The organism is Micromonospora sp. NPDC049114 (assembly GCF_040648635.1).
Lineage (GTDB): Bacteria > Actinomycetota > Actinomycetes > Mycobacteriales > Micromonosporaceae > Micromonospora.
The window spans coordinates 77,293-94,785 of sequence record NZ_JBEZEA010000012.1 but is presented as its reverse complement, the minus strand read 5'-3'; the positions used below and the strand labels follow the sequence as shown (position 1 = coordinate 94,785).

20 protein-coding genes and 1 tRNA gene are annotated in these 17,493 nt (G+C 71.7%); 7 read left to right on the top strand and 14 right to left on the bottom strand.

Annotated features, from left to right (window positions below):
• The first annotated feature begins 130 nt into the window (after positions 1 to 130).
• From AB0B39_RS26965 to AB0B39_RS26955, 3 genes are all read left to right on the top strand, one after another.
• Complete coding sequence (locus AB0B39_RS26965) at positions 131 to 502, top strand: SCP2 sterol-binding domain-containing protein (protein ID WP_234582110.1); 372 nt, start codon at positions 131 to 133, stop codon at positions 500 to 502.
• On the top strand, positions 502 to 2,562 hold the full coding sequence (locus AB0B39_RS26960) for a glycogen debranching N-terminal domain-containing protein (protein ID WP_357496128.1): 2,061 nt from the start codon (positions 502 to 504) through the stop codon (positions 2,560 to 2,562). The genes AB0B39_RS26965 and AB0B39_RS26960 overlap by 1 nt, the downstream gene beginning before the upstream one ends.
• 93 nt (positions 2,563 to 2,655) lie before the next feature.
• Positions 2,656 to 3,408 (top strand): lysophospholipid acyltransferase family protein, encoded by a 753-nt coding sequence (locus AB0B39_RS26955; protein ID WP_357496130.1) that lies wholly within the window; start codon positions 2,656 to 2,658, stop codon positions 3,406 to 3,408.
• A gap of 30 nt (positions 3,409 to 3,438) precedes the next feature.
• Here AB0B39_RS26955 and AB0B39_RS26950 read toward each other — a convergent pair whose 3' ends face one another.
• From AB0B39_RS26950 to AB0B39_RS26925, 6 genes are all read right to left on the bottom strand, one after another.
• Complete coding sequence (locus tag AB0B39_RS26950) at positions 3,439 to 4,152, bottom strand: hypothetical protein (protein ID WP_234582113.1); 714 nt, start codon at positions 4,150 to 4,152, stop codon at positions 3,439 to 3,441.
• Between the two features lie 71 nt (positions 4,153 to 4,223).
• Positions 4,224 to 4,937, bottom strand: a complete 714-nt coding sequence (locus AB0B39_RS26945; RefSeq protein ID WP_234582114.1) for a response regulator transcription factor — start codon at positions 4,935 to 4,937, stop codon at positions 4,224 to 4,226.
• Positions 4,910 to 6,019, bottom strand: a complete 1,110-nt coding sequence (locus AB0B39_RS26940; RefSeq protein WP_357575747.1) for a hypothetical protein — start codon at positions 6,017 to 6,019, stop codon at positions 4,910 to 4,912. The genes AB0B39_RS26945 and AB0B39_RS26940 overlap by 28 nt, the downstream gene beginning before the upstream one ends.
• Positions 6,020 to 6,113: 94 nt before the next feature.
• Positions 6,114 to 7,292 carry an ATP-binding protein gene (locus tag AB0B39_RS26935; protein ID WP_357496133.1) on the bottom strand — a complete coding sequence of 393 codons (1,179 nt, stop codon included), beginning with the start codon at positions 7,290 to 7,292 and terminating at the stop codon, positions 6,114 to 6,116.
• Positions 7,293 to 7,410: 118 nt separating this feature from the next.
• Complete coding sequence (locus tag AB0B39_RS26930) at positions 7,411 to 7,806, bottom strand: VOC family protein (RefSeq protein WP_357496135.1); 396 nt, start codon at positions 7,804 to 7,806, stop codon at positions 7,411 to 7,413.
• Between the two features lie 87 nt (positions 7,807 to 7,893).
• Positions 7,894 to 8,277: a hypothetical protein gene (locus AB0B39_RS26925; RefSeq protein ID WP_357575723.1), complete on the bottom strand. Its 384-nt coding sequence runs from the start codon at positions 8,275 to 8,277 to the stop codon at positions 7,894 to 7,896.
• A 277-nt stretch (positions 8,278 to 8,554) separates the two neighbouring features.
• On the opposite strand from AB0B39_RS26925, the gene AB0B39_RS26920 reads away from it, so the two are divergent.
• Positions 8,555 to 9,574 carry a hypothetical protein gene (locus tag AB0B39_RS26920; RefSeq protein WP_357575722.1) on the top strand — a complete coding sequence of 340 codons (1,020 nt, stop codon included), beginning with the start codon at positions 8,555 to 8,557 and terminating at the stop codon, positions 9,572 to 9,574.
• Between the two features lie 6 nt (positions 9,575 to 9,580).
• On the opposite strand, the gene AB0B39_RS26915 is transcribed toward AB0B39_RS26920, so the two are convergent.
• From AB0B39_RS26915 to AB0B39_RS26905, 3 genes are all read right to left on the bottom strand, one after another.
• Positions 9,581 to 10,474, bottom strand: a complete 894-nt coding sequence (locus AB0B39_RS26915) for a septum formation family protein (protein WP_357575721.1) — start codon at positions 10,472 to 10,474, stop codon at positions 9,581 to 9,583.
• Positions 10,475 to 10,566: 92 nt separating this feature from the next.
• Positions 10,567 to 11,079 carry a DUF3592 domain-containing protein gene (locus AB0B39_RS26910; protein ID WP_357575720.1) on the bottom strand — a complete coding sequence of 171 codons (513 nt, stop codon included), beginning with the start codon at positions 11,077 to 11,079 and terminating at the stop codon, positions 10,567 to 10,569.
• Positions 11,080 to 11,156: 77 nt separating this feature from the next.
• A complete protein-coding gene (locus AB0B39_RS26905) occupies positions 11,157 to 11,636 on the bottom strand; it encodes a hypothetical protein (RefSeq protein WP_357496144.1) in 480 nt (159 codons plus the stop codon).
• Positions 11,637 to 11,913: 277 nt separating this feature from the next.
• On the opposite strand from AB0B39_RS26905, the gene AB0B39_RS26900 reads away from it, so the two are divergent.
• Positions 11,914 to 12,174 carry a hypothetical protein gene (locus AB0B39_RS26900; protein ID WP_357575719.1) on the top strand — a complete coding sequence of 87 codons (261 nt, stop codon included), beginning with the start codon at positions 11,914 to 11,916 and terminating at the stop codon, positions 12,172 to 12,174.
• 34 nt (positions 12,175 to 12,208) lie between these two features.
• On the opposite strand, the gene AB0B39_RS26895 is transcribed toward AB0B39_RS26900, so the two are convergent.
• The 3 genes from AB0B39_RS26895 to AB0B39_RS26885 all read right to left on the bottom strand — a co-directional run bounded on the left by AB0B39_RS26895 (position 12,209) and on the right by AB0B39_RS26885 (position 13,804).
• Positions 12,209 to 12,589, bottom strand: coding sequence for a VOC family protein (locus AB0B39_RS26895; protein WP_357575746.1), 381 nt, complete (start codon positions 12,587 to 12,589; stop codon positions 12,209 to 12,211).
• A gap of 185 nt (positions 12,590 to 12,774) precedes the next feature.
• Entirely contained in the window at positions 12,775 to 13,521 is a 747-nt protein-coding gene (locus AB0B39_RS26890; RefSeq protein ID WP_357575718.1) for a class I SAM-dependent methyltransferase, read from the bottom strand.
• A gap of 210 nt (positions 13,522 to 13,731) precedes the next feature.
• Positions 13,732 to 13,804, bottom strand: a tRNA-Arg gene (locus AB0B39_RS26885).
• A gap of 158 nt (positions 13,805 to 13,962) precedes the next feature.
• Between AB0B39_RS26885 and AB0B39_RS26880 the strand changes: the two genes are divergently transcribed.
• Entirely contained in the window at positions 13,963 to 14,658 is a 696-nt protein-coding gene (locus AB0B39_RS26880; protein WP_357575717.1) for a hypothetical protein, read from the top strand.
• A 55-nt stretch (positions 14,659 to 14,713) separates the two neighbouring features.
• Here AB0B39_RS26880 and AB0B39_RS26875 read toward each other — a convergent pair whose 3' ends face one another.
• Both AB0B39_RS26875 and AB0B39_RS26870 read right to left on the bottom strand, forming a co-directional pair.
• Entirely contained in the window at positions 14,714 to 15,775 is a 1,062-nt protein-coding gene (locus AB0B39_RS26875) for an alpha/beta hydrolase (RefSeq protein WP_357575716.1), read from the bottom strand.
• A 142-nt stretch (positions 15,776 to 15,917) separates the two neighbouring features.
• Positions 15,918 to 16,334: an HPF/RaiA family ribosome-associated protein gene (locus AB0B39_RS26870; protein ID WP_357496157.1), complete on the bottom strand. Its 417-nt coding sequence runs from the start codon at positions 16,332 to 16,334 to the stop codon at positions 15,918 to 15,920.
• A 305-nt stretch (positions 16,335 to 16,639) separates the two neighbouring features.
• Between AB0B39_RS26870 and AB0B39_RS26865 the strand changes: the two genes are divergently transcribed.
• Entirely contained in the window at positions 16,640 to 17,416 is a 777-nt protein-coding gene (locus AB0B39_RS26865; protein WP_357575715.1) for a single-stranded DNA-binding protein, read from the top strand.
• Positions 17,417 to 17,493 lie beyond the last annotated feature (77 nt).

Genomic DNA, 17,493 nt, shown 5'->3' with positions numbered 1-17,493 from the left:
CACCCGATGTGGGCGAGGTTGGGCGTGCGCGGCTCGGGGACCCGTGCGGGGACGTGCAACGCCGGCCGTGCGCGCGACGCGAGCGCGCCGGGTGGGATCCCGGGCCCGGCCAACTGGGAGGAGTGACCCGATGGTGGACGCGACCACGAGGTTCTTTGAGGACCTGGACCGGCGGGGGTACGAGCCTCTGCTGGCGAAGACCTCCGGGACACTGCGGATCGACCTGCACGAGGGGGCGCAGACCCGGCACTGGCTGCTCGCGATCGACCACGGGCGACTCAACGTCAGTCAGGAGGACCGGGAGGCCGACACGGTGATCGGCGCCAGCCCAATGCTGTTCGACGAGATCGCGGCCGGCCGTGAGCACGGCCTGGCCGCCCTGTTGCGCGGGGACATGACGGTGTCCGGCGACGCTCGGCTGGTGGTACTGGTGGAGCGGATCTTCCCCGGGTCGCCGGACGCCCGTGGGCCGCGTCGCCGTTTCGCGGGGGAGGTGCGCTGATGGGCCAGAGCAACACGATCCGGATCCTGGACGGCAACACGTTCGTCGTCTGCGAGGACACCGGTGACATCGAGGCGACACCGAGTGAGCCGACCGGCCTCTTCTCCATCGACACCCGGTTCCTGTCCACGTGGGTCCTGAGCGTGAACGGTGAACGACTCAACTCGCTGTCGTACGACGACCTGCAGTACTTCGAGTCGCGGTTCTTCCTGGTGCCGGGAATGGCCACGCACTACGTCGACGCGAAGTTGTCGATCATCCGGGAGCGTGCGGTCGGCGGCAGCTTCCGGGAGCAGCTCACCATCCTGAACCACGACGAGAAGGCTGTCGACCTGGAAATACGGATGGACGCGGCGTCCGACTTCGCTGACCTGTTCCAGGTCAAGGACGAGATCCTGAACAAGAAGGGCGAGATCTACACCGAGGTCGAGGCCGACAAACTGCGTCTGGGCTACCGCCGGGGCAACTTCCGGCGCGAGACGATCATTTCCTCGTCGATGGCGGCCCGGTACGACAGTCAGGGCTTCGCGTACACCGTGCACCTGGAGCCGAACGAGCAGTGGGAGGCGGCGATCGACGTGCAGACGCGCGCGGTCGGGCCCGGCGACCGGGACCTGCGGATGGGGCTGCGGGTGCACGGCGGTGAGCGGCTGGCCCTGCAACATGACCTGGAGCAGTGGATCGCGGACGCCCCGAAGGTCAACAGCGAGCACGGCCGGGTGGCCAGCACGTACCGGCGCAGCCTGATCGACCTGGCGGCGCTGCGCTTCTCGCCCCTCTCGCTCGGTGGCGCCACGCTGCCCGCCGCCGGCCTGCCCTGGTTCATGACCATGTTCGGCCGGGACAGCATCCTCACCTGCCTGCAGACGCTGCCGTTCACCCCGCAGTTGTCGAAGACGACCCTGCGCATCCTGGCGTCGCTGCAGGGCAGCCGGTTCGACGACTTCCGGGACGAGGACCCGGGGCGGATTCTGCATGAGATGCGCTACGGCGAGACCGCCGCGTTCGAGGAGCAGCCGCACTCGCCGTACTACGGGTCGGTGGACGCCACGCCGCTGTTCGTCGTGCTGCTCGACGAGTACGAGCGGTGGACCGGGGACGTCGCGCTGGTCAAGGAGTTGGAGCAGGAGTCCCGGGCCGCGCTGAAGTGGATCGACAGCTATGCCGACCTGGTCGGCAACGGCTACATCTGGTACGAGCGGCGCAACACCGAGACCGGCCTGGAGAACCAGTGCTGGAAGGACTCCTGGGACTCGATCTCCTACTCCGACGGCACCCTGCCGCCCTTCCCGCGGGCGACCTGCGAGGTGCAGGGCTACGCGTACGACGCGAAGGTCCGCGCGGCGCGGATGGCCCGCGAGTTCTGGGGTGACCCGGAGTTCGCGGACCAGTTGGAGCGGGAGGCGGCGGAGCTGAAGGAGCGGTTCAACCGGGACTGGTGGGTTGCCGATGGCGAGTACTACGCCCTGGCCCTCGACCCGGACGGCCGTCAGTGCGACGTTCTCAGCTCCAACATCGGCCACCTGCTCTGGAGCGGGATCGTCCTGCCCGAGCGCGCGGAGAAGCTGGCGGCGCACCTGGTCGGGCCGCGACTGTTCTCCGGCTGGGGGGTGCGGACCCTCGCCGAGGGGGAGACGCGGTACAACCCGATCGGCTACCACAACGGCACGATCTGGCCGTTCGACAACTCCTTCATCGCCTGGGGCCTGCGCCGGTACGGCTTCGCCGAGGAGGCCGCCACCCTCGCCAACGGCATCCTGGACGCGGCCACCTACTTCGACGGGCGGCTACCTGAGGCGTTCGGCGGCTACCCGCGGGAGCTGACGAAGTTCCCGGTGGAGTATCCGACGGCGTGCAGCCCGCAGGCCTGGTCGACGGGCACGCCCCTGCTGTTGCTGCGCACCATGCTCGGCCTCGAACCGCACGAGGGGCACCTGGCGGTGGAACCGCGGTTGCCGGTCGGGATGGGCCGGATCGAGGTGCTGGACATCCCGGGCCGCTGGGGTCGGGTGGACGCCTTCGCCCGGGGTCGGCTCGATCTGAACAGTCTCGCCGACTGAGGCATTGCCGGCGTACCGGCGGCGGGGCGCCACCCGCGTCGCCGCCGGGCCGCCACCCAGGCGATCCCCAGCCGGGCAGGGTAGATTCTGCGGATGCCGGAGCTCGTGTACCCGCCCGTTATCGCCGCCGCCAAGACGATGTTCCGGGTCCTCGACCTGAAGATCACCATCGAGGGCGCCCACCACGTACCCCGCACCGGCGGGGCGGTGTTGGCCAGCAACCACGTCAGCTACCTCGACTTCATCTTCGCCGGGCTGGGTGCCAACGCGTCGGGTCGGCTGGTGCGGTTCATGGCCAAGCAGTCGGTCTTCACGCACCGGATCTCCGGCCCGCTGATGCGCGGCATGCGCCACATCCCGGTGGACCGGGAGGCCGGTGCCGCCTCGTTCCGCTCGGCAGTCGCCGCGCTCAAGCGCGGCGAGGTGGTGGGCGTCTTCCCGGAGGCCACGATCAGCCGGTCGTTCACGGTCAAGGAGCTCAAGAGCGGCACCGTCCGGATGGCCCGTTCGGCGAAGGTGCCGGTGCTGCCGGTCGCGCTCTGGGGCACCCAGCGGCTCTGGACCAAGGGCCGGCCCCGCACCCTCACCCGTCGGCACACGCCCATCACCATCCTGATCGGCGAGCCGATCCAGCCGGCGGACTTCCCGGACCCGAACCTGCTGGCCGCCGAGCTGACCACCCGGTTGAGCGCGCTCGTCGAGCGGGCCCAGCGCGACTACCCGGACGCGCCGGCCGGCCCGGAGGACAGCTGGTGGCTCCCGGCGCACCTCGGTGGCACCGCGCCGACGCCGGAGGAGGCCGCCACGCTGGACGCCGTCGGCGAGGAGCGCACCCCGAGCGTCTGAGAACGATCAGACCTGTCGCGCGGCGCGGCCTCACCAACGCCCGGACGCCGCGCCGCCTGCGAAACCGTCCCAGGAGGTCGGCTCCGGTCCCGAGCGGTAGTAGTCGTCGCGGGAGCGGAACTCCACCGGCAGCGAGCCGGGCAGGGTGATCCGGGTTTCCCCGGCGGGCAGCGCGGGACCGGCCCGCAGCAGCAGAACGTCGCGCTCCTGCGCGGAGAGGTCCACGAGTTGCGGGCGGGTGAGCCGGAACATGGCCACCGCCCGGCGCACCTGCCGGGCCAGGGCGATGATTTCACCAGGTGACCCGCCGAGGGCCAGCGCCGGCTGCTGAATGGTCCGCAACGCGTCGCAGACGATCATCAGCTGTGCCGGATCGGTGGGGGGAAGCTCCAGCCGGGACGGCCACTGCCAGCGGATCTGGCCGGTCATCAGCCCGGTCAGCCGCCCCGCCGGCCGGGGCCGCGGCGCGTCGTCGGCGACCAGGGACAGCTGCGAGCCGGTGCCCACCCAGCAGATCCGCTGGTCGGTGACGGTCACCGAGACCGGCCCCGGAAGCTGCCAGCCGCGTCGTGTCTCGGTCGGCCCGAGCAGGTAGCCCGCGACGAGCAGCCGGTGTCTGCCGAGCACCTTCTCGCCGGGCAGCGGGCGCATGTCGTAACGCCGGTCGAGGGTCGGGCCCACATCGTCGTCCGGCGCGTCGAACCGGTGTGGGCCGATGAAAAAGGGGGACGCGTCGGCGTGCATCGTCACGACCTCCCGGTCAGCTGGCTGTGGGTTGAGCCTCGCCGATCCGCCGGCCACTGTCATGACGCCCGTTAGGGGGTCGGCCGGTCGTGCGTCGCCTGTGACCGGTAGATGCCGATCTCCTCCGGGCGGACGAGCCCGTCCTCGATCGCACGGGCGAGCAGCGCCGCCTTTGTGGCTGCCGGCCGCCCCGCCCGGGTGTACTTGATCCGCGCACGGTCCACATACTGCTTCACCGTGTGCTCGCTGATCCGCATGCGACGGGCCACCGACGCCTTGGACATCGACTGGAACCACAGCAGCAGCGCCTCACGCTCCTTGTCGGACAGCATCGGCCGGTCCGGCCTCGGATCGCCGACCATCGCGCCGGCCAGCGCCGGTGGCACGTACGGGCGGTCGCTCGCCGCCGCCAACACGGTCGCCACGCAGTGCTCCCGACCTTCGTGCTTGGCCAGGAAGGCAACGGCTCCGGCGTCCAGCGCGGCGAGCATCGTCCCCGGGTCGGTGTGCTCCGAGTAGACCACCACCCGTCGCCCGGTGGCGCTCAACTCGGCCAGCTTGTCCAGCGCCATCCGGCCGTGCAGCCGCAGGTCGAGCAGGACGACGTCGGCGTCCGGTGCCGCGCGCAGCACCTCGTCCGGGTCGTCCCCGGTGGCCAGCACGGTCAGTCGCGGCTCGCTGGCGAGCCAGGCGCGCACCCCCTCGACGACCACCGGGTGGTCGTCGACGATCGCCACCCCGACCAGCCGGTCACCGGTCACCCCAACCACCGGGTCTGCGCCCATCTGATGTCCCCGTCCCGTTCGTAGAGGTGCTGCACCGGCCCGTCGTCGTGCTCCCCGGGTGGAGGGCCGGTCGCGTCCGGTCCCTCCCGGTCCGGCGTGACCAGACTGACCACCACCTCGTCGGGGCCGGACACCACGGTCAGACGCGCCCACCCCCGGGCGTCGGCGAGCAGGCCGGTGAGCGGGTCGGCCAGCCGGCGGCGGATCTGGACCGGCAGCGGCGGTGGGGTGCCGATGGCGATCAGGTCGATCGGCAGTCCGTTGCGTTCGGCCAGGTCGGCGGCGGCCCGCAGCTCGTGCAGCAACGGGTCGGGCACGTCGTCGGACTCGGCGATCAGGCGACGCAGCCGGGCCGCGGCCAGCACGCAACGGCGCTGCGCCTCCGGGTCGTCCGGGTCGACCTCACCGGCGGCCAGCTCGCCGAGCACCCGTCCGGCCGCCGCGCCGACCAGGGCGAGCCGGTCCCGGCGTTCCTGCCGGCTCCGCTCGGCGGCCGCCCGCTCGGCGGCGAGCGTGTGCATCGCGGCAGCTGCGGCGGCCCGCTCCCGGGCCAGGCCGACGATCACCGCGCTGCCGACGAAGACCGCCACCGGCAGCGAGAAGGTGCCGTAGACGTACATGGTGTAGCGGGCCAGGTCGGCCGCGCCGGGGCCGTGCACGATGACGGCGGCGAGCGCGATCAGCGCGTGCGTGGTCAGCAGCGCGACCAGACCGCTGACCCGCCGACCCCACAGCGCCAGCACGAAGAACCAGCCGAGCGTGCCCCACACCCAGTTCGCGGCGGCGAAGAGCTGCCGTTCGCCGACCGCCGCGAAGACGGCCGCGTCGACGGCGAGCAGCAGCCCGGCGAGCGGCCAGGGCGGCAGCGGCGCTCCCCGCAGCAGCCGGACGCCGGCCACCGCGCCGGTCACGGCGACCAGGATCCAACCGCCGAGCACCACCGTCGGCGCGGTGAACTGCGTCCGCATCGCCAGCACCGCCGGAAGTCCGATCGCGACATGCCAGGCCAGCGCGATGGCGACGGCGACGATCCGGGCCCCCCGGTCGGAGGCGTGCGCCACCGCGGCCGGCGCGGCGAGCACCGCGGGCTCGGGCGGCGTGGACCCGTCGGCCGGGCCGGGCGGCCCCGGAACGCGTACCTTGCGGGTGCGGATGCGCTCCGCCGAGGCGCCGAGGTCAGCCGACACCGGGCCACTCCAGTCGGATCCGGGTGCCCGCACCGGGCGCGGAGCGCACCTCGGCCCGCCCGCCGACCGCAGCCATCCGCCCGCGGATCGACTCCCGCAGCCCGTACCGGTGCGCCGGGACGGTGCCCGGGTCGAACCCGGGGCCGTCGTCGACCACCTCGACCACGACGGCGACCGCGTCGCGGGTCAGCCGCAGGGTGGCCTGCGCGCCCGGCGCGTGCCGGACCACGTTGGACAGTGCCGCGTAGGCGCTCTCGGTGATCGCGTCGGCCACCCCGGCGGGCACCGCGCAGGAGGCCAGCTCCAGGCCCACCGACAGTTCGGGCAGCCGGTCGGGCACCGTCCGCAACCGAGCGTCGAGGGGGACCGGGCCGTCGCCGGGCGCCGGACCCAGGTCGGTCAACGCGACGAGAGTACGCAGGTCGGTGGCACAGCGATCGCGGAACGCGGCCGACGGCCCAGCCACCGCGCCGAGCCCCACCATGGTGAGCGTACCGAGCACTGTGTCGTGCAGGTCCCGATTCTGCTGGCGCTCCGCCTCGCGGGCGGCGCGGGCGACCAACGCCTCCCGGGTCAACCGCTGGTGCTCGGCGAACGCCCGGTCGGCCCGCCCGATCCGGCGGCGCATCACCCCCGTCATCATCGCCGTGCAGGCCGTCTGCACCAGCAGGGTGGCGGCGTGCGCCCGGGACTCGGCGGGGTTGCCGGCCGCCTGCGCGCCGACCACGTACGTCGCGGTGACCAGCAGCCCGGCCGGGACCGACCAGCGGGCCGGGGCGGTGGCCTGCGCGTTGATCACCGTGGTGCTGGCGAGCACCGCGATCCAACTGCCCTCGCCGGGCAGCACCTCGGGCGCCACCAGGCGAGGGATGAGCAGGCAGGCCAGCGCGGTGATCCCGACGTCACCGGCGACCAGTGCCGGGGTGATCCCGTGGCGCAGCGCGCGGCCGGCATACCAGAGCGACCATCCGGTGAGCGCGGCCACGCCGGGCCACAGCAGGGCCTCATCGACCGGCGGGGTACGCACCGACAGCGCCACCGCGGCGCCGACCAGCCCGCACGTCAGCCGCAGCAGCGCCGGCAGCGTGGTGAAGATGAGGCTGAACGCCCCGCCGGCCGGACTGTCCAGGACGGGCGGTGGCACGGTCGGGGCGGCAGTCGCCGGCATCGGGAGCTGTCCTTCCGACAACGACCCGGTCCGGGTCCGCGCTGCAGAGATCGACATCGGAGAATAGCATGGCGTACGGTGAGCGTTCACCCACCGTACGCATGGTGTCGCCTTGTCGTCACTCTGCGCTGCGAGGCTGGATCAGGTCCCACCGATTGCCGTACAGGTCGACGAATACCGCCACCGAACCGTACGCCTCGTGCCGGGGCTCCTCCAGGAACCGCACCCCGGCCGCGACCATCCGGGCGTGGTCCCGGGCGAAGTCCTCGGTGTGCAGGAACAGGCCGACCCGGCCGCCGGTCTGGTCACCCACCCGGGCCTGCTGCTCGGCGCTGCTCGGCCGGGCCAGCAGCAACGCCGTCTCCCGAGCCCCCGCGGGCCGCACCACCACCCAGCGCGAGCCGTCCGGGCGGGCCGTGTCCTCCACCAGCTCGAAGCCGAGGCCGCCCACGTAGAAGTCGATCGCCTCGTCGTACTCGCGTACCAGTACCGAGACCAGTCCCAGATGTGCCATCGGGCCATCATGCCGACGGGCGAGGTGGTCCGACCGGCGGCGCCGCCCGGCGTCGGCGACATCACCCTTGGCCAGCGGCTGGATCGTCTACTGGAAGGCGACCGGGTGGGACTGGACTGACCAACTCAGCTGACGATTGTCTCGGCCCGGCTCGGTCCAGTAGCTGAGCACGGCGTACCGGCGTCCCTTCTCGGGCACGGTGAGCCGCTGGTGTGTCTCGGCGCCCGTCGGCGAGGTGGCGGTCACCTCGTGGCTGCCCGGCGGGAGCTTGATGGGGAACAGGATCCAGTTGTGCTGGCCCTGCACGTCGAAGGGCTGATCGACGAGCCGGGTGCCGTCGATGCTGACCACGACGGTGACCCGGTCGTCTTCGAACGACTGATTGCTCACCCACAGGTGCAGGTCGGCCGAGTCCTCGTCGACGAGGCGGATGGCGGCTGGTGTCGCGCTGGGAGGCGGGTGCGAGACCACGGACCCTGGCGTTGCGCCGCGCGATACCGGGGGAGGCGGGTTCGTTGACGTGGCGAACCCTGCGCAGCCTGCCGCGGCCAGCAGCGGCGCAACGGCGAGAGTGGCCATCCGGGCGAGGGTCTTCGCATCCATTCCCATGCGACGCGGCAGGACCGGCACGCGTTCCCGCAGGGGTCGGACTCGCCAGTCGGGGTGAGCATCGCGCCGGCCGTCTCGACGGCCGGAACCGGGAAGCGGCACCCACCGTCTCATCTCCTGGCGAGAGGTGGTGAGCCGGATGCGCTCGGGCGGAACGACACTTGCGGCGGCGCTGCTCGGAATGGGGCTGTGCGGCCTGGTACTGAGCGGCTGCGCGGGCCCGGCCAACACGCCCAACGATCCCGGTCCGGCCGAGATCGTCGGGAAGTGGACCTCCTGCGCCGAGGTCGCGCCGCAGGCCGGCGTCGTGCTGCCCGTACCGCCGGGGTCGGACGGGCCCGCGGCGCCGACGCCCGCCGGGACCGAGCCGACGATCGGGCGGATCGACCCCGCGTTCGTTCCGGTCGCCGCGGTGCTCTGCGGCCGCGAGGTCCGGCCACGGGCCGGTGGCGGCCGGGAGCAGGTGGCCACCGAGCGCCGCGCCGACGAGATCGCAGCGCTGCTGGCCGCGTTGCGCCTGCCCGACCAGGGCCGCGGTCGAGGGGAGATCGCCTGCACCCTCGACCTGCTCATCCCACCCTGGCTGGCGCTGCTCGACGACCGGGGCCGCTGGCTGCGGCCGTACCTGCCGACGGACGTCTGCGGCAAGCCGCGCCCGGAGGTGCGTGCGGCGTTGGACGGGCTGCGCCTGACCACTGTCGACACCCGCACGGTCGGGCTTGTCGAATCGTCGGCGGCCGAGACCGCCGGCTGCGAGCAGCGGTGGTCCGACATGGTGTGGGTGGAGACCCACCTCGGACATCCCGGACGTGTCGTGCCCGGCGCGAGTCCGAAGGCCGGGCCGCTGCGCCTCTGCGTCTACGAGGTGCCCCCGTCCGAGCGCGGCGGCGGCAAACCGGCAGGTGACTTCGTGTACGGCGGGCCGCTGCCACCGCAGCGGCAGGCGAAGGCGCTCCAAGCGCTGGCCACGACTCGACCGGCGGCCGACTGTGCCACCCCGGCGTCCCGCTTCGCGGTGCTCCGGTCCCTGGACGGGGGTGGGCCCGAGTGGTACGTCGAGCTCGACGCCTGCCGACGCTTCCTGGTCGTGGCCTCACCCGGTGGAACGCAACTCGGGCAGGGTGACGCCGCGTTGGCGGCGCTGCTGGGACCGATCTGACCCGCCTCAGCGGATCGGCAGCGCCTTCGTGCCGCCGCCAGCGATCGAACGCTTGATCATGGGGCCGCCGGACCAGTAGTAGCAGCGCACGCCACGATCACCGCGTTCCCACAGCAGGCGGTTCGGGAAGCGGTACGAGGTCCCGGTGCGGTATTGCAGGTTGCTGTCCACGGGCACCTTCGCGTACTGGGCGATGACCGTCCGGCAGGCCGAGTGGATGGAGGCCTCGTCCCGGGTCGCGTCCGCCCAGGAGCGATCCGGCGCGGTCCAGGCGCCGGCGTACTCGAACTGATGCCCGGCAGTGCACGCGACCGGACGCAGCATCCCCCACTTGTCCTCGTTCATGCACCCGTAGTGCAGCGGGGAACTGCTGGCCAGGGCGTTGCGTAGCGAGCCGGACCGCTGGATCGCCGCATCGCTCTCGCCGTTCGGGCCGTTGATCTCGTCCAACTCGAAGATGTCGCACCGGTACCAGCGCGCGCCACCCGCCCAGGCGGCTGGCGACGTCGGCGCGACCTGCACCGATAGTCGGGCATCGCGCCATTCGCCGCCCACGAACTTCTTGGCGCGGCTGTCACAGTCGGCAAAGGTCGACCGCATCGACGCCGACTCCGTCTTGGGCGGCGCGGTCCGGGCGGCCAGAGCTCCGGTGAAGGTGCCGACGTAGAAGGTCTCCACCTTGTGGGTCTGGACGCAGTTGACGGGGGAGTAGCTGCTCAGGTACGACGTGGCCTCGTCGATCACGTGGCACTCGTCGGCCTTCGGGGTGAACTGCTGCGCCGCAGCCATCGGTCGCCAGTCGTCGGACAGGTCACCGTCCGTGCCGGCAGGCGTGCCGCAGCCCGCCAGCGCCACAGTGAGGAACGCAGCCGCGAGCGCTGCCCTGCCGTACCGTCGCATGTGATTCTCCCCGTGGCCCCCGTGTGGACGCGCGCAGCATATGGCACCGGCGCGACGGGTCGGCACCGGCTTCCGGTGGGGCTGAGCCGGCCTTACCGCCACTGTTCGTCCCTCGTGCGGACGACAAGCACCAGCAGGATGGTGCCGACGGCGGCGAGGAGGAGCCCGACGGGAGGGATCGTCCAGGACATCAGGAACGACAGCGAGCCATCGGTGTGCCCGTTTGCCGCCACGAACGTGCCAGGTGCGTCCGGGTCCACCCACACGTCCATCGTCGGGCCGGGAGTCCGGCGGCAGCCGGTCTCGCCAGCGCAGGGGATCCAGGTGCTGTACGACCTCGACTCGTAGAGGTAGGAGACCTCGATCCGGTCGACACCGCTGCCCCGTCCCTGGCCCCCGGCCCGATCGGAGACGTAGGCCGTGACCCGAACGCCCTCGGCCCGCAGACGGTCCGCCTCCGACGACACGCGCCAGCGGTAGGCGACCGCGCCGACAACGAGGCCCACACCTAGCAGCAGCATGGGCAGCGCGGTCAGCAGCACGCGCGTGCGCGGACGCAGACCGGTCGGAGCGGGTGGCGGCGACTGACGCCGTCGTCTGGTCATCCGGCCATCGTCCATCGCACGCGCAACAGTCGACGTCACCAGGAGTCGGGGTGGTCGACGTCGCCTGTCGGCCGTTGCTACAGGCAGATCCAGCAGTAGATGTGCTCCCCGTTCGTGCTTGCTCGTCGGGCCAGTCCAACGAACTCCCGCAAGCGCGACAGCATGACCTCCGGTCCCGTGTCGCTGTAGTGGGACAGCTCCTCGATGCGTGACCACTGCTCGGCCAGGCTCGGCAAGCGGTCATCCGGGATCTCCGCAAGCACGTCCCGGGTGCGATCGCTCAACGCGACGACCCACGGTCCTTCGTACTCACGGTCCTCGGCAGCACCGTCCGGCCAGATAAGCCGCTCCCCGACAAGGTTGGGCTCCCACGGCACGTCGAGGGCGAACGAGACGACCTGGCCGAGGACGACGGGCGGATCGATCCCCTTGCCGTCCACCGCATCCTCGACGGAAGAATCTCCCTCGCACACCACCGGGCCGCCGTCGGTGACGGCCATCAGCTTCGCGACGGCCTCGTCGTCAGAAGCGCGGAAGTAGTCGTACAGCACACCCACGAAAGCCTCCCGATCGGCTGACACGTCACCATCTGTGGGGCGACCGGGAGAACGTACACGCGGGCTACGCCAGTGTGCCGACTGACCGAGTCGACGCTGCCGCCCCGCGCTGAAGACCACGTCGCTCGCCGGACGTGACCTGAACGGCCCATCGTCCGAACCCACCAAGACCACGGGCAGCAGGATGGCTCGGGTGCGCCCGGCAGGATTCGAACCTGCGGCGTTGTCACGAGAAGGACATCGCGGATGGTGGTGGCGGCATGCAGGAGGGGCGGCAATGACCGAGGACGACAACCGCCCGCTGAAGCGGGTCGACAGCCTGGACGACCTGGTTACCTGGCTGCGGTGGATAGATGACGATGTCGCTCGCGATCCGGACACGGTCGAGAACATGACCACAGACCGCTACCTGGAGGCGTGCGCCGCGTACCTCCAGGACCGAAGCCGCCTGCAGAAGCGTGCCGGCCAACCTCTCCCGGCGCAACCGACCTGGCAACTCCTCGCGGACGCCCTGCGCGCCGGATGCTTCTACGAGTAGGCGCTACGCCTTTCGCCGCAGACGATTGAAGTCGTCAGAGCTGCTGGACGATCTGGATCGGGTTGCCGTCCGGGTCGGCCGTCCAGGCGATGAGCAGGCGGTCGAGCCACCGGTGCGGTGCGGCCAGGGCGGGGGCGCCGTTCGCCGTGAGGGCCGCGTACGCGCCAACGGTGTCGTCGGTCCAGAGGATCACCGCGGCCCGCTGACCGTGCGGCACGGGGTCGAGTCCGTGGTCATCACGCGTGGAGGCCACCGAGGCGATACCGATCTTGTAGCCGTCGAGCGCCAGGTCGATGTGGATCGGCTCGCCCTCGGTCGGCACCCGGAAGGTCTCGGTGAAACCGAGGCCGGCGTAGAACTCGGCGGCGCGAGGGACGTCCTCGCTGAAGAGGATCACCTGCGGAGTCCGGAACATCGACACGCGACGACGCTATCAGCGTGGGTTTCGGCCGTTCCGCGTCAGCGCCCCGTCCTGGTCGGGTCGAGCAGATCAGCCAGTCGGTACCGCGACGCCGCAGGGTGGCGGATCGCATATCGGAAGGTGAAACCGCTGCATTCGTGATTTCACCCCGTCGTTCTCGGTGGCAGCGCCGTGCGTCCTCAGCGCGTTCTGTGCGGACGCCGTGCGCGAAGGAACGCCGTGGCCATCGTGCGCCGCGTTGGTGTGCCGGCCGCAGCCAGAGCGGTCATGTACGTGTCGAGACGCTCGCGTTCGTCGTCGGTCAGGGCGGCGGCGATCGCTTCGCCGTACGTGGGGACCAGCGGGTTGGGCGCCACGCGCTTGAGTGTTTCCCAGTCCCCGACCGGGTCGGCGGGCACGTCGATCTGGGCGCGATAGTCCAGTTCCACCGCCTCGAAGCCGGCGGCCAACGCCCAGTCGACGAGATTCCGCTCGTCGAAGTCCATCATCGGTCGGGTGGTTTCCGCAGTGGTGCTCCGGTGGAAATCGCTGACCTTGGCGACCACGTCGTTGACGGGCGAGTCGCCCAAGCCGAACAGATCATCGGGCCGGAGCCGCTCCGCGAAGCCGTTGATCGGCTCGAACAGGGAGATCCGTCCGCCCGACCGCAGGACCCGGAAGAACTCCGCGAAGGCGGCGGCCTTGCGCTCGGAGTAGATGAGCACCGACCGAAGGGTCACGACGTCGACAGAGGCGTCAGCGATTCCGACGAGATCATCGGCCGACGCGACCACGAAGCTGCACCGCCCGTCGCCATCGGCGGTACGCCGGCACTCGTCGAGCACATCCGGTGAGACATCACTGAAGATGACTCGGCCGTCCGGGCCGAGCCGATCCAGCGCGCCGAAACCGATCAGCCCCGTCCCGCAGCCCACGTCGAGGACCACGTCGTCGGCCGCCAGGCCAGCTCCCTCAAGGACGCCGTCCCGGAACGCCGCCAGATCCAGGGCGTTGCGGGCGCGCAGGCCTGCGCTGTCGCCGTCCCGGCGGGTCAAGAGCCACTGGGCCCACTTGTCCCTCGCCACCGGGTCAGCGTAACCCCCGATGCATTGTGGCCCGATCGGCGCAGGCGAGCCGCTGACCTGTGGTGGTAAGGGTGCGCCCGGCAGGATTCGAACCTGCGGCCTTGGGATTAGAAGTCCCCTGCTCTATCCGCTGAGCTACGGGCGCGCGGTGTGGATGTCGCGCCCAGAGGGTACCGCCGTCCGGCTGCCCGACGACGAAAAGGGTGCCCGCGTCCACGTTGCCGAGCAGGGTCTCACGGAGCCTCCCCGCCTGGCATCCGGGTTCCCGCCGAATGGCCGTGCGTCGGCCCGTACCCTCGGCTGGTGTTGCTGGACCCCGACGCCGAGAGCGGCGTCGCCTACGAGCTGTGCCAGGTCGTCGGCCGCGCCATCCTGCCGTACCGGACGGCCGACGCCTACGGCACCGCCTTCTTCTTTCAGGACGGCGACGACCCGGTGGGGGAGGCGCTGCTGACGGCCGCCGACCTCGTCGGCCCTGCGGGCGGGGAGCTGGGCCTGCGGGGGAGCGTCACCGAGCCGGCCGGCGTCGCCCCGGACGTCATCGCGGAGGGCGAGATCGTGCCCGGTTGGGCGCGCTTTGCGAGCGACGGCGTCGCGGTGCTGCCGACCGGTGGCCTGCACCGGTACGCCGGCGACGGCGGCTGGCGGTGGCGCGTGCAGCCGGTGCCGGCGGGGATCGCCGCCGGGCCCGAGGCCGTCGCCCGCCTCGGCGCCGACGGCAGTTCCGCTTTCGTGCTGGCCCATGGGGTACGCGAGGACGCCTCGCGCCCCCTGGAGGTGGGGATCGAGCGCGTGGTCCGCGACGGGGACGACGTGCGGATCACCACGGAACTGCCGTCGGGGTACGTCGGTGCGCCCGTCTTCGTCGTGCAGGCCGACGCCACCGGCGACGTCTCGCTGTACTGCCTGGGCCTGGTGCTGCCCGGTGTGGGCGGTCACCCGGTGGCGACCTTCGACCGGATCCGGGCCGTCCTCCCGGCCACGCCCGGCGACGCCTGAACCCGGCTCGACCGACCTGGCACCGAAGCGCCGTTGCTTCGGTGCGGGCGGTCGGTCAGTCGCCGATCGCCGTCGTCTCGGCGTGACCGGTCGACGGGCGTCGGCTCTGCGGCAGCGTGGGTGCATCGGCGGGATCGTCGGCGGTGGGGTCGGTGGCCGGGGCGGTGGGGCCGGCGGCCAGGAACGCCTCGGCCCAGCGGCCGACCTCGTCGAAGACCTTGGCGCGTACGGCGGGGCCGGAGAGCGTGAGATCGTGCAACCCGCCGTCGAAGCGGGCCACTGTGACGTGCCGGCCGAGGCGGGGCGCGTACCGCACCATGTGTTCGACGTCCAGCACGGCGTCGGCCACTGTCGCGTTGTCGTGCCATCTGGTGCCCCGGAAGGAGCGGGTCGAGCAGGCCAGCAGCACCGGGACCGGAATGTCCAGGCCGGCGCGCAGCCGGCGTTGACCGGTGCGGATCGCGTTCAGCCAGCCGGCCCGCACCGGGAACCCGGCCAGCGGCTTCCACGCCAGGTCGTAGGTCCACTCGCCGCGGTGGTCGGCGTGCAGGCTCTCGCCGTACACCGTGCCCAGGCCGAACGGCAGGATGCGGTGCGGCGCCCTGCGGCCCAGCCGGGAGACGGCGGCCGCGAGGGGTCGACGGACCGCCCAGGGGGCGTTGATGTCGAAGAAGGGGCTGTTGAGGACCAGGCCGTCGACGACGCCGGTGTCGCGGCGGGCGTCCGCCCAGAGCGAGATGATCAGGCCGCCGGTGGAGTGGCCCATCACCAGCAGGGTGTCGTGCCCGTCGTCGGAGCGGATGATCTCGGCGGCGGCGTCCAGCTCGGGGAAGTAGTCGCTGATGTCGCGGCAGAAGTTCGGCGTCTGGTGCGCGAGCAGGCTACGACCGTATTTACGCAGGTCGAGCGCGTAGAAGTCCCAACCGCGCTCGGCGAAGAAGTCGGCCAGGTGGGTCTGGAAGAAGTAGTCGACGAAGCCGTGCACGTAGAGCACCGCCCGCCCGGTGGGGCGCTCGGCCCGCCGCCGGACCAGTGTCGCGACGACGGGGCCTTCGTCGTCGGTGCCCAGGTCGATCGTCTGCCGCTCGTACGGCGGCCCCAACACGTCCGGTTCCACGAACGCGACGCTACGCCGACCGACCTACCCGGCGGTAGCCCCCGCCCTCTTCCCCGCGATCTTGCACTTTCTGCCCCGACAGAACGGGGCAACAGCCTCGATTCGCCGTCCGAAAGTGCAAGATCGCGGGGCGGGGCGTGGGTTATGCCGTTTCCGCGTCGACGCGGGCCGGGTCCGCGGACTCGTCGACCTCGCCCTGCGGCTGGGGGATGTCCCGCAGGTGCTTGTTGTGCCGGGGCTCCTGGCGGGTCTTGGCGTCGTTGAGCCGCCGGCGCAGGTCGTCGCGGACGTCGTTGAGGGCGGCGTGCAGGTCCTCCTCCGAGGAGGTGGTGACGATCTTCTGACGGCCGGCGATCCAGCACTCCAGGGTGACCTTCTGGCCCCGGGCCTCCCGGTCCTTCACCGAAACCTCAAGCTCGGTGGCGTCGGCGTGGAAACCGGCCAGCCGGGCGTCGAGGGTGGCGAACTGCTCGGCGATCCAGTTGCGGTCGCCCTGGGAGAACCCCGCACCCACCCGCAGGCACTCGCCCACGGTCGCCGGGTTCGCCACGGCGCTCATCGCCGCACCTCGGAGACGGTTGCGGAGCCGAAAGTAGTGATCATCATGGCGCTGACCTCTCGTCGACGTGGAGCTTGTCGGTGGTGCGTTGATCAAATCCATACCCAGTTCGGGCGGCTCCGGAACCGTCGGTGTCCGGACAGATGGGTCGGGCGTACCACACCGGGGGTGTGATCAGGGCGTTGTCCACAGGTGGCCTCGTCATCCACAGGTCGGGGTGGTGGCGCTGGCGGCAGCCGACGAGAACGCACAGGCTCGGTGCCGAGTCGACTCGCTGGCAGACCCCGGATCCCCCTGGAGGGACGATGTTCGACACGTACGTCACGATTGTCGGCAACATTCTGACGGCGCCCGAGTGGCGGCGTACGACCCAGAGCAACACCCTGGTGGCCAACTTCAAGGTCGCCTCCACCGCCCGCCGGCTCGACCGCGACAGCGGTCGGTGGGTCGACGGCAACTCACTGCGCGTCCGCGTCAACTGCTGGCGCAAGCTCGCCGAGGGCGTGGCCGCCTCGGTGATGGTCGGCGACCCCGTGGTGGTGTGCGGCCGGCTCTACACCCGCGACTGGACGGACGACGCGGGCAACCACCGCACCCTCTACGAGCTGGAGGCGGTCGCCGTCGGCCACGACCTGTCCCGGGGGCGGGCCCGCTTCCTGCGCAACCGGCCGACCATGACCACCAGCACCGTCGAGGACGCCGCCGCCGAAAGCCGCGTGCAGGGCGAGCCCACCGAACCGGTGCCCGACGAGCAGGCGCCGGTGCTGCGCGACGACCGCCCGCTCGACGACGACTTCGAGTTGCCCGAGTACGGCTCGCCGCGGACCAGTCCGCTGCGCCACGGCGCGCTCGACGACGTCTCCCTCGGCGATGGTGACTCTTTCGACGACGGCTTCCCGGGCGGCGGCGATGGGCACGCGGTCCTCGACGACGAGCTGGCCCTCGCGGTGAGCACGGACGACTCCGACCCGGAGGTCGACCCCGACGACGAGTTGGGGCCGGTGCCCGAGGAGGGCCGGCCGGAGGTTCCGCAGTCCGGTCGGGGCCGGCGGGGCCGGGGGCGGGTTCCGCAGCCGGCGTGACGGACCGCGTCCGGCGCCTGCACCGTACGGCCAGGCCGCCTGAGGCCGGTGTCGACGACGGTACGCGCCGGCGGCAC

Coding starts and splice junctions, on each gene's coding strand:
- AB0B39_RS26945 (WP_234582114.1), bottom strand. CDS start 4,937: ATGGGCGCAGACCCGGTGGTTGGGGTGACCGGTGACCGGCTGGTCGGG.
- AB0B39_RS26915 (WP_357575721.1), bottom strand. CDS start 10,474: ATGCGACGGTACGGCAGGGCAGCGCTCGCGGCTGCGTTCCTCACTGTG.
- AB0B39_RS26900 (WP_357575719.1), top strand. CDS start 11,914: ATGACCGAGGACGACAACCGCCCGCTGAAGCGGGTCGACAGCCTGGAC.
- AB0B39_RS26935 (WP_357496133.1), bottom strand. CDS start 7,292: ATGCCGGCGACTGCCGCCCCGACCGTGCCACCGCCCGTCCTGGACAGT.
- AB0B39_RS26960 (WP_357496128.1), top strand. CDS start 502: ATGGGCCAGAGCAACACGATCCGGATCCTGGACGGCAACACGTTCGTC.
- AB0B39_RS26910 (WP_357575720.1), bottom strand. CDS start 11,079: ATGACCAGACGACGGCGTCAGTCGCCGCCACCCGCTCCGACCGGTCTG.
- AB0B39_RS26865 (WP_357575715.1), top strand. CDS start 16,640: ATGTTCGACACGTACGTCACGATTGTCGGCAACATTCTGACGGCGCCC.
- AB0B39_RS26930 (WP_357496135.1), bottom strand. CDS start 7,806: ATGGCACATCTGGGACTGGTCTCGGTACTGGTACGCGAGTACGACGAG.
- AB0B39_RS26870 (WP_357496157.1), bottom strand. CDS start 16,334: ATGAGCGCCGTGGCGAACCCGGCGACCGTGGGCGAGTGCCTGCGGGTG.
- AB0B39_RS26920 (WP_357575722.1), top strand. CDS start 8,555: ATGCGCTCGGGCGGAACGACACTTGCGGCGGCGCTGCTCGGAATGGGG.
- AB0B39_RS26950 (WP_234582113.1), bottom strand. CDS start 4,152: ATGCACGCCGACGCGTCCCCCTTTTTCATCGGCCCACACCGGTTCGAC.
- AB0B39_RS26965 (WP_234582110.1), top strand. CDS start 131: ATGGTGGACGCGACCACGAGGTTCTTTGAGGACCTGGACCGGCGGGGG.
- AB0B39_RS26955 (WP_357496130.1), top strand. CDS start 2,656: ATGCCGGAGCTCGTGTACCCGCCCGTTATCGCCGCCGCCAAGACGATG.
- AB0B39_RS26895 (WP_357575746.1), bottom strand. CDS start 12,589: ATGTTCCGGACTCCGCAGGTGATCCTCTTCAGCGAGGACGTCCCTCGC.